The 9,799-nt window shown below is 72.4% G+C and carries 8 protein-coding genes; 3 read left to right on the top strand and 5 right to left on the bottom strand.

The features are described from left to right. Positions 1–74: 74 nt before the first annotated feature. From ACQKIP_RS30365 to ACQKIP_RS30355, 3 genes are read right to left on the bottom strand one after another with little or no spacing between them, the layout of a single operon-like run. Positions 75–692: a TetR/AcrR family transcriptional regulator gene (locus tag ACQKIP_RS30365; protein ID WP_365852779.1), complete on the bottom strand. Its 618-nt coding sequence runs from the start codon at positions 690–692 to the stop codon at positions 75–77. 50 nt (positions 693–742) lie between these two features. Continuing rightward, on the bottom strand, positions 743–2,827 hold the full coding sequence (locus tag ACQKIP_RS30360) for a YhgE/Pip domain-containing protein (protein WP_365852781.1): 2,085 nt from the start codon (positions 2,825–2,827) through the stop codon (positions 743–745). Then, positions 2,799–3,605, bottom strand: a complete 807-nt coding sequence (locus ACQKIP_RS30355) for an ATP-binding cassette domain-containing protein (RefSeq protein WP_365852783.1) — start codon at positions 3,603–3,605, stop codon at positions 2,799–2,801. The genes ACQKIP_RS30360 and ACQKIP_RS30355 overlap by 29 nt, the downstream gene beginning before the upstream one ends. A 193-nt stretch (positions 3,606–3,798) precedes the next feature. Between ACQKIP_RS30355 and ACQKIP_RS30350 the strand changes: the two genes are divergently transcribed. The 3 genes from ACQKIP_RS30350 to ACQKIP_RS30340 all read left to right on the top strand — a co-directional run bounded on the left by ACQKIP_RS30350 (position 3,799) and on the right by ACQKIP_RS30340 (position 5,936). Further along, positions 3,799–4,347 carry an SAV_6107 family HEPN domain-containing protein gene (locus ACQKIP_RS30350; RefSeq protein ID WP_365852785.1) on the top strand — a complete coding sequence of 183 codons (549 nt, stop codon included), beginning with the start codon at positions 3,799–3,801 and terminating at the stop codon, positions 4,345–4,347. Between the two features lie 127 nt (positions 4,348–4,474). After that, positions 4,475–5,251, top strand: a complete 777-nt coding sequence (locus ACQKIP_RS30345) for a class I SAM-dependent methyltransferase (RefSeq protein WP_365852787.1) — start codon at positions 4,475–4,477, stop codon at positions 5,249–5,251. A gap of 274 nt (positions 5,252–5,525) precedes the next feature. Continuing rightward, complete coding sequence (locus ACQKIP_RS30340) at positions 5,526–5,936, top strand: DUF3040 domain-containing protein (RefSeq protein WP_365852789.1); 411 nt, start codon at positions 5,526–5,528, stop codon at positions 5,934–5,936. Between the two features lie 199 nt (positions 5,937–6,135). Here the strand turns inward: ACQKIP_RS30340 and ACQKIP_RS30335 are convergent, their stop codons facing one another. Together ACQKIP_RS30335 and ACQKIP_RS30330 are read right to left on the bottom strand one after the other, a co-directional pair. Continuing rightward, positions 6,136–8,562 carry a transglutaminase TgpA family protein gene (locus tag ACQKIP_RS30335; RefSeq protein ID WP_365852791.1) on the bottom strand — a complete coding sequence of 809 codons (2,427 nt, stop codon included), beginning with the start codon at positions 8,560–8,562 and terminating at the stop codon, positions 6,136–6,138. Between the two features lie 76 nt (positions 8,563–8,638). Then, positions 8,639–9,799 (bottom strand): DUF58 domain-containing protein (locus ACQKIP_RS30330; protein ID WP_427744707.1); only part of this gene is annotated, 1,161 nt, incomplete at its 5' end.

Raw genomic sequence — 9,799 nt, 5'->3', positions numbered from 1 at the left:
GGCCGCCTGGAGATCAGGCGGCACCGGACCGGCGCTTCCTCGTGCACGGGCTGCGCGCGGTGCTCCGCAGCGGCTCAGCTTCCGCCGCTCACCCGGCCCTGCAACAGCCGCGAGAGCGCCGAGTGCACGTCGTCCAGGGAGCGCTCCGGCTGGAAGGCCTGCCAGTCGAGCGCCGCCACCAGGACCATCCCGACGAGCGCGGCGGCCGTCAGGGGGATGTCGATCTCCTCGCTGAGTTCGCCGTTCTCGACGCCCGCGCGCAGGACGTCCTCGACGACGGCCACGGCCTGCTGCCTGACCACCATCAGGGTGGACTGCCAGGCGCGGTTCGTGCGCCACAGCTCGGCGACGTACAGCTGGGTGAAGGCCGGATAGCGGTCGATGAAGACCAGGCCCGCCCGGATCATCGCGTCGAGCGCGTCGACCTGCCGGCCGCCGCCGCCCGCGGCCTGCTCGGCCGCCTCCTTCAGAGAGGCGGTGAGCAGCCCGACGCCGTGCCGCAGGAGCTCTTCGAAGAGGACCGACTTGCTCGCGAAGTTGTAGTAGACCGTGCCCTTCGCGACCCCGGCCCGCTCGGCGATCTCGTCGACCGTCGTGGCCGAGAAGCCCTGCTCCGCGATGAGCGTGACGGCCGCTTCGTAGAGCTTCTGCCGGGTGGCCTCTCGCCGGGTGCTGGTTGCGCTGCTGTCCATGGGCCCGATTCTCACAGGTCTTGGCGCCCGCACAGGCGCGGTCGCGGGTCTCACAGGCTCAGCTCCGGGTGCAGCCGGTCCAGGGTCCACACCTGCTTGCGGCGCGCGGAGAGCGCCGTGAGCGCCAGGGCGCCCGCGGTGAACGCCGTGAGGACCACGCAGGCCTGCCACACCGGGCCGAGCCCGCCGCCCGTGATGAGCCTGCGCAGGGCGTCGACGACGTAACTCATCGGCAGGAAGGGGTGGATCGCGCCGAAGAAGGACGGACTCGTCTGGACGGGGTACGTGCCGCCCGCCGAGGTCAGCTGGAGCATCAGGACCGCGAGGACGAGGATCCGCCCCGCAGCTCCGAAGCGCGCGTTCAGCCACTGCACGATCGCCGCGAAGCAGCACGTCACCAGGCAGAGGAAGCCCACCGTCCCGGCCGCCCGCGCCATCTGCAGGCCGAGCCCCCAGTGCAGGACCGACATCAGGGCCGCCGTCTGGAGCACGCCGAGAGCGGCGACCGGCAGCCAGCCCGCGAACGCGATCCGCCAGGCTGAGGCGCCCGCGGCGAGCGCGCGCCGGTTGAGCGGCTGGATCAGCATGTACGCCACCATCGCGCCGACCCACAGGGACAGCGGGATGAAGTACGGGGCGAAGCCCGTGCCGTAGTTGGGCGCCTTGTGCATCGACTGGGAGGCGAGCTGCACCGGGTCGGCCATGACGTCGGTGCGCTGGTCGCGGTCCTTCTTGTCGTAGTCGGGGATCTTCTTGACGCCGTCGTGCAGCCCGCCGGACAGCTTTCCGGAGCCGTCGGCCAGCTTGAACATGCCGCCCTTGAGGTCGGTCGCGCCCGTCTCCAGCTTGCCGATGCCCGTGTCCAGGTCGTTGACGCCGGTCTTGGCGGTGCCGAGGCCGGTGTGCAGCTTCTTGGCGCCCTTGGCGACCTTCCCCGCGCCCGTGTTGAGGTCGTTGATCTGGGTGACGGCCTTGTCCAGGTCCTCGTCGAGGCGGGGTGCGCGCTCGGCGAGCTCCCGCGACTTCTTCTCCAGCGTGGCCAGGTGCTTGTCGAGCTTCTTGACGTCGCTGTCCTGGTCCTCGACCACGGTGTTCATGTCGTCGGCGATGGCCGACACGTTCTCGGCGGCCGTCTTGGCCTCCTTGAGCTTCGGGCAGGCCGGGTCGGGCACCGGGGAGTCCACGCAGCGCTCGGTGTAGAAGCCGCCGATGGTCTCGGAGCCCTTCTTGGCCCCTTCGGCCGCCACGGGCGCGAGCTTGACCCAGGTGTCGAGGTTGTGGCGCAGGGCCTTGGAGGAGTCGGCGACGAGCCGGGCGGTGTCCCCGATGGTCTTGCCGTTGTCCTTCAGGAAGGGCCGTACCTGGCCCGCGGTGCCGTTGACCTTGTCGGCCAGCTTCTGGGTGCCGTCCGAGACCTTCTTCGAGCCGTCTTCCAGGTCACCGGCGCCCTTGTCGAGCTTCTTGATGCCGCCGGCCAGATCGCCGCTGCCGTCCTTGGCGTCCTTCAGGCCGGTCGCGAGCTTCTTCGAGCCCTTCTTGGCCTCGCCGATGCCGTTGTCGAGCTTGTCGGCACCCTTGGCGGCCTTCTCGGTCGCCCCGTGGATGTCGGAGAACGAGATGAAGATCTTGTCCAGGAAGGAGCGCGACGCCTTGGTGGAGGCCGCCGTGCGCACCTCGGAGAAGACCGTGCGGGAGATCTGCCCGACGATGTAGTTGTTGGCGTCGTTCGTGTGCACCTGGAGCGCGCCCGTCTCCGGGGAGTCCCCCGAACTCGACGCCACGCGCTTGCTGAAGTCCGACGGCATCGTCAGGGACAGGTAGTAGGTCCCGTCCTCGACACCCTTGCGAGCCTCGGCGGAACTCACCTCGTGCCAGTCGAAGGTCTTGCTGTCCTCCAGGCCGTCCACGATGCCGTCGCCCACCGCGAGCTTCTTGCCCGCGGCCGTGGCTCCCTCGTCGTCGTTGACGAGCGCCACGGGGATCTTGTCGAGACGGCCGTACGGGTCCCAGAACGAGCAAAGGTACAGCGCGCCGTACAGCAGGGGCAGCAGCAGGAGTGCGACGAGCGCCGCGCGCGGCAGCTTCCCCCTGCCGAAGCGCCTGAGCTCAAGCGCGGCCAGCTTCGGCGAGCGCATCCGCCGTCTCCTTGTCGTCGTCGTCGTCGGCTGTATCGGCGTGGTCGTTGCCGGTCGCAGCCGTGGTGGTCTTGCGCTCCGTGGACACGGTGACCGCGTCGTCGGGCGCTTCGTTGCATACGGCCACGACGGTGATGCCGCTCTCCGTGAGGGACCGCAACAGGGCCCAGGCCTCGTCCCGTTCGGCGTCCGACAGCTTCAGGTCGACGTCGTCGACGCCGAGCAGCAGGGGCCGCCCGATCAGGGCCAGGGCCACCGAGAGCCGCAGCACCTCCAGGCGTTCCAGATCGCGTACGGAGGTTCGCCGTCCCTTGGGCAGCGACTCCGTGTCGAGCCCGGCGGCGCTCAGCGCGGTGTCGATCCGCAGCCGTGCCTCGGCGGCACGCTCGGCGCGGGGCTTCAGCAGGGCCCGCAGCGAGCCGCCGAACCGCCGCTGGAGGAGCGCCCGTTCGCGCAGATGCTCGGCGACGGTCAGCGCCGGGTCGAGGTCCGTCACGCCGGGCACGGGGCCCAGCGCGCTGATCCGCCGGACCGCCGCGAGCTGCTTGGGCAGCCGGAAACCGCCCACGCGGGCCTCGCCCTCCGTCGGGCGCATCCGTCCGGTGAGCGCGAGCAGCAGACAGGTGCGGCCCGACCCCGACGGCCCCTCGACCGCGATCAGCGATCCGGCTTCAGCCTCGACGCCGACCTCGCGGAACGCCCAGCCCCGCGGCCCCTTGAGTCCGAAACCCCGCGCTGTGACGGCGGCTCCCCGCGCGTCGTCGTTCGGCCCGTCCACAGTTCCCCCCTCGCGTCGTGTCCCCGGGCCCGCTTCTCCTCGCGGGCCCCTTTTTGAACTGACTGGTCAGTGCAAAAACTAACGCGAACCCGCGATCGGGGCAAAGTCGCAGGTCAGGGCCGATTGTCAGTGGCGTACTACACGATGTGCACATACGGCCACAGAGCCGTTACGCGACGACAGGAGGTTCGTCATGGCCAGCACTTCCGCAGCAGCCGCACGTCGGCACCGCCCCGTCGGCCCTGCCCCCTCACTGACCGGCCCGGCGAGTGACGTGCACCCCGTCCTGCGCCGGGCCACGGCCCCGCCCGCCGCACTCGAACTCCTCGCCCAGGCCCGCGCCGGCATCGACGAGGCCGCGCACCTGGAGACTCCGAACGAGCGCTACGCCACCGCCCACCTCGCGGCCCTGCGCACCGCCGCCGCCGTCCTCGCCGCCCGCGGCCGCCCCGAAGAGACTCCGCGGCGCAGGCAGCGCATCCGCAGCGCCTGGGAAGTGCTCCCCGAGATAGCCCCCGAACTGACCGAATGGAGCGCCCTGTTCGCCTCCGGCGCGCCGCGCAGGGCCCGCGCGGAGGCCGGCATACAGGGCGCGGCCAGCATCCGGGACGCGGACGACCTGCTGCGTGACGTGGCGATGTTCTTGCGCCTCGTCGAGCGGATGCTCGTCCTGCAGCCCGTGCTGCCCCAGCCCAGGCAGGAGCCGCCGGACGGGAGCAGGGACGGGAGCCGGGAGGGGTGACCGGGCAGCAGGCCGAAGGCAATAGGGTGGGAGCGCCCGCACCCTCCTTGCCGCCGCACAGGCCGGCGGAGGGAACCCCCTAGCTCCGCCGCGGACGTGCGGCGGACGCGCCGAGGAGTCAACTGCCGTGTCGGACCCGATGCGCCCCCGCGCTTCTCTCCGTACCGCCGTGGTCTGGGAGGTCCTCAAGGACGCCCTCGACCGCCGGGTCAAGGCCACGGGCCGGGAGTCACACTCCCTCGACGTGCTCGACACCGGAGGCGGCAGCGGCAACTTCGCCGTGCCCGTCGCCAGCCTCGGCCACCGCGTCACCGTCGTCGACCCCAGCCCGAACGCCCTCTTCGCGCTGGAGCGCCGGGCCGCCGAGGCGGGCGTCGCCGACCGGGTGCGCGGCGTCCAGGGCGACGTACACGGCCTCTTCGACGTCGTGGAGCGGGCCGGGTTCGACGCCGTCCTGTGCCACGGCGTCCTGGAGTACGTGGACGACCCCGCCGAGGGCGTGCGCAACGCGGTCGGCGCGCTGCGCCCCTCCGGCACCCTCAGCCTGCTCGCGGCCGGGCTCGGCGGCGCCGTGCTCGCCAGGGCGCTCGCGGGCCACTTCACCGAGGCCAGGCAGGCGCTGGACGACCCGGCGGGCCGCTGGGGCGACGGCGACCCCGTGCCGCGGCGTTTCACCGCCGACCAGCTCACCGATCTGGTCGAGGGCGTGGGCATCAGGGTCGACGCGGTGCACGGAGTGCGGGTCTTCGCCGACCTCGTTCCTGGCGTCCTCGTGGACACCGAGCCGGGTGCCCTGGAGGCGCTCCTCAAGCTGGAGGCTGCCGCCGCCGAGCTCGCCGCCTTCCACTCCGTGGCCACCCAGTTGCATGTGCTGGGCGAGACCAGGGATGCCGAAGAGGGCTGACATCCGCCCTGGCTGCCCCGCTGATCAGCAGCGCAGCCGCACATGGAGTACGGCACATACCCCCCGAACGGGCTATGGGCGCCGTATGATCGAGGCAGACCGTCCGGCATGCCGGGTCGGCCGCTGGGGAATGCACGCTTCAGCGAGCCGGAGCGGCAGGGCGGTCCGGTTTGGCGAAGTTGGCGCAGAGGGGCGGGTTTCACGGGGGCGATTCCCTGCCTATCCTGAAGGGGACCCCCGGTCGCCCCGGCGACTGCACGATGAGGAGGACTCCGTGCCGCTCTCGGAGCACGAGCAGCGCATGCTCGAGCAAATGGAGCGAGCGCTGTACGCCGAAGATCCCAAGTTCGCGACAGCGCTCGAGGGAAGCGGGCTGCGTACGTACACCCGGCGACGGGTCTACCAAGCGGTCGCGGGCTTCCTTGTGGGTATCGCCCTTCTCATGGCCGGAATGGTCGCCCAGCAGATCTGGGTGAGCGTGGTGGGATTCCTCGTCATGCTGGGATGTGCGGTGCTCGCCGTCACCGGATGGCGCAAAGCGCCCAAGCCAGGTGAACAGCCGGCTTCCGGTACGCAGGCGGCACCGGGCAGCGCCCCGTCCCGTCGGCAGACCAGGCAGCGGAAGTCGATGATGGACCGGATCGAGCAGCGTTGGCAGCGCCGCCGCGACGAACAGGGCCAGTGAGCTTCCAGCTCTTCAGCAGTAAGCCAGCCGTCGGCCTCACCGAGGTCGGCGGCTGACACGCGTAACGGCTGACGGCCGACACGCGGCGCGGGGGCTGATGGCCGACACCCGCAGGAGCTGACAACTGACATGCGTAAGGGGTGACCGCCCAGGCGGTCACCCCTTACGCATGCCCTGAGACCCCCGGCCGGTGCCCGGCTCAGCCCTCCTGCTGCGGCGAGGGACCCGACGGCTTCCGCAGGGCCGCCCACCGCCCGGCGAGCCACGCGGACGACCGCTCCTTGAGCCCCGCCCAGCGGTCCGAGACCGCCCACACCACCCGTGCGGCCGAACGGGGCGCGAGCAGTGCCCGCAGCCGGGCCGGACGGCTCGACGTGGCCCACAGCCCGTCGGACACCCGGCGCACGTCGTCGGCCAGACCGGCGGTCGGCTGCGGCCGTGGCGCGTAAAGCACCTGCTCGACCGCGGCGGCCAGGCGATGGACGGACTCCGCGGGCGCAGCCGTGAGCTCCCCGATACGGACGATCCGGGCCGCCGCCTTGCGCGGGGTCTGCGACTCGTCCGGCGTGATCCCGTGGTCCCAGGCCGTATCGGTCACTTCGAGCCAGGCGGCCAGGGTCCGCGCGGCCCCGTCGGCCTCGGTGCGGCCGGGCGACCCCAGACGCACCGCACGGATCCGCTTGCGCCACAGCATCGGCAGCAAGGGCACTCCGATGACCACGACCGCCCCCAGGGCCACCAGCATGATCATGCCGAGCGGGAACCCGCCGCCGCCCGAGCCGCCCGCGACCGCCGGGGCCGAGCTCGCGCAGCCGCCCTGCTTCTGCTGGTCGGGCGGGCAGCTCGCGGAGGCGGAGGGCTCGTCGGAAGGAGCCGACGACGAACTCGGCTCGGGCACCGCCGGGTCGCTCGCGCCGTCCGACGGGGTGTCCGGGCGGGTGTACTCGGGCACCGTGCCGCGGTTGGGGGTCGGCTCGAAGCGGGTCCAGCCCACGCCCTCGAAGTACAGCTCGGGCCAGGCGTGCGCGTCCCGCAGACCGACCGACATGGAACCGTCCGCCTGCGCGGCACCGGGCGTGAAGCCCACCGCGACGCGCGCCGGGATGCCCAGCGTCCGCGCCATCGAGGCCATGGCGAACGAGAAGTGGACGCAGAAGCCTTCCTTCTGCTGGAGGAAGCGCGCTATCGCCGCCGGGCCGCTGCCCGCCCGTACCTGCGTGTTGTACGTGAAGCCGCCCTCGGAGGCGAAGTAGTCCTGGAGCTTGACGGCCTTCTCGTAGTCGTTCGCGGTGCCCTTGGTGATCCGGCGTGCCTCCGTCGCCACCACGGACGGAAGAGTGTCGGGCACCTTCGTGAACTCGTCAGCGAGCTGCTTGGGCGGCTCGGAAGCGCCCGCGAGCTGTTCTGCCGTCGGCTGCACGATGAGGCTCTTGACCTCGTACTGCGCGCCGCGCGTGGTCTGGCCGCGGTCGCCGACCAAGGCGCGCCCCACCGGCTCGTAACGCCAGCGACCGTTGATCTTCACCTCGCTCGCCGGGTAGGGCATCGGCAGCCAGTTCTGGGCGTAGCTGTCGGCGGCGGAGATGTTCGTCTGGATCTCGCTCCTGGGGACGTCGGGGTAGAGCCCCGGCGGGTCCTCCAGGCGCGAGGGCACGTCCTCGATGCTCCGGACGGTGGTCTTCCAGGCCGTCCCGTCGAACTGGTCGAGGGAGACGATCCGCAGGTAGAGGTTCTGGGTGTCCTTGGCGTTCGTCTTGTACGAGATGACCTCGCGGTCGTCCGGTTCGTTCAGGCTGTCCTGGAGCGCGACCAGCGGATTCACCGCGGAGATCGTGCCGCCACCGCCGGAACCCGAGCCTCCGGCACCGCCGGAGCCGTCGAGGAGACCGCCGTCCAGGGCGGGCAGCGCGAGCGGTACCACCAGGGCGATGCCCAGGGCGACCGCGCCGATGCGCCGCCCCGTGCGGACCGGCGCGATCGCGCCGCTGTCGGTCTCAAGTCCCCCCGAGATCCGGCCGGGAGCGCGCGCAGCGCCCCCGAAGACCCGACCCCACTGGGAGAGCCGGTCCCGCCCCTCCGCGAGGAGCAGCAGCAGATACCCGGCAGCCGCGAGCAGGAACCACAGCCACCCCGCCCCGTCCCCGGAGAGCCCCGCGGCGACGGAGTACAGCGCGAGCAGCGGAAGACCGGCGGGCGCGGCCGTACGGAACGTCACCGCGAGGGCGTCCACCGCGAGGCCGATCACCAGGACGCCGCCGACCAGCATCAGGCGGATGCCGTCGCTGAGCGGCGCCGGTATCGCGTACTGCCCGACGTCGTTGCCGCCCGCCTCCAGGAGCAGCCCGAACTCCCGGATCACGTCGGGCCCCGGGATCACCCCGCCGATCGCCTGCTCACGGGCGAACACCAGGGTGAGCAGCAGGAGCGTCACCAGGGCCTGCACCGCGACCGTGACCGGCCGGGCCAGCGGGACCCGCCGGGTGAGCGCGCCCACGCCGCTCTGCAGCGCGAGCAGGATGGCCGCCTGGACGAACCACGTCGCCGGATCGACGAGCGGCAGCAGCGCCCCCGATGCCATCAGCGTCGCCGCCGTGGCACAGAGCGCGAGTCGCGCGCGCCCACTCATGAACGTCCCCCTGTTGTCGTACGCGTCGTGCGTGCCGTACGCCTTGTGCCCGTGGTCCCGCCGGACGGGTCGCCGCTCATCCCCAGCCCCCGGTCGTCGTCCCCGCCGCCGGAGCCGGGCCCGAGCTCGTACGCATGTGGTCCGCCTGCTTCCACAGGTCCACCAGGGCGACACCCGGAGGCACCGCCACGGCCGTCCAGCCCGCCTCGCGCAGCATGCGGAGCCGCTCGTCGCCGGGGCCTCCGGGAGCGCCGCCGGGGCCGTGGGCCCAGGCCGTGCTGTCCAGGACGAAGGCGACCGCGGCCCCGCTGCGCTGGCGCATCTTGGCGGCCACCGTGGCCTGCTCCTCGTCGAGGTCGCCGAGGAAGGCGATGAGCAGGCCTTCGTTGCCCCCGCGCAGGACGTCGTACGCGGGCGAGAGGCCCGCGCCGTCCGAATGGTCGATCACCGCGAGGGTGTCCATCATCAGGCCCGCCGCGTCGGCCGACTCCTGGCTGGCGCCCGCGAACCCGTCCGAGCCCTCGCCGGGCACGGAGTTGCCGGTGTCGGTGAGCAGCCGGACCGAGAAGCCCCGCTCCAGCATGTGCACCAGGGCGGACGCCGTGCCCGCCACCGCCCACTCGAAGGCCGAGTCGGGCCCCGCGCCCCGGAAGGCGTGCGCCCGGGTGTCCAGGAGCACCGTGCAGCGGGCCCGCTGCGGCTGTTCCTCGCGGCGCACCATCAGCTCGCCGTAGCGGGCCGTGGAGCGCCAGTGGACGCGGCGCAGGTCGTCGCCGTGGCGGTAGCCCCGCGGGATCACGTCGTCCTCGCCCGCGAGGGCAAGGGAGCGGTTGCGCCCGTCGCCGTACCCCTTGGCCTCCCCGGACAGCCGCACCGCGGGCAGGGCCTCCACGCGCGGGATGACCGTCAGGGTGTCGTACGTCGAGAAGGAGCGGGTCAGTTCGCACATCCCGAAGGGGTCCGTCAGGCGCAGCTGGAGCGGCCCGAGCGGATAGCGCCCCCGCAGGTCCGAGCGGACGCGGTAGGACACCTCCCGGCGGCCCCCCGCCTCCACCCGGTCGAGCACGAACCGGGGCCGCGGCCCCAGGACGTAGGGCACCCGGTCCTGGAGCATCAGGAGGCCCGTGGGCAGCCGGGAGACGTTGTCCATCCGCAGATGGACGCGGGCCTCCGAACCGGCGGGCACGCGCGCGGGGGAGAGCCTGCGGCTGCCCGCGACGCGGTAGCGGGTGCGGTA

It is taken from the genome of Streptomyces sp. NPDC059900, assembly GCF_050270335.1.
In the GTDB taxonomy this organism is placed as follows: Bacteria; Actinomycetota; Actinomycetes; order Streptomycetales; family Streptomycetaceae; genus Streptomyces.
Note: the sequence above shows the minus strand (reverse complement) of the source record. Positions and strands in the feature narration are given on the sequence as shown.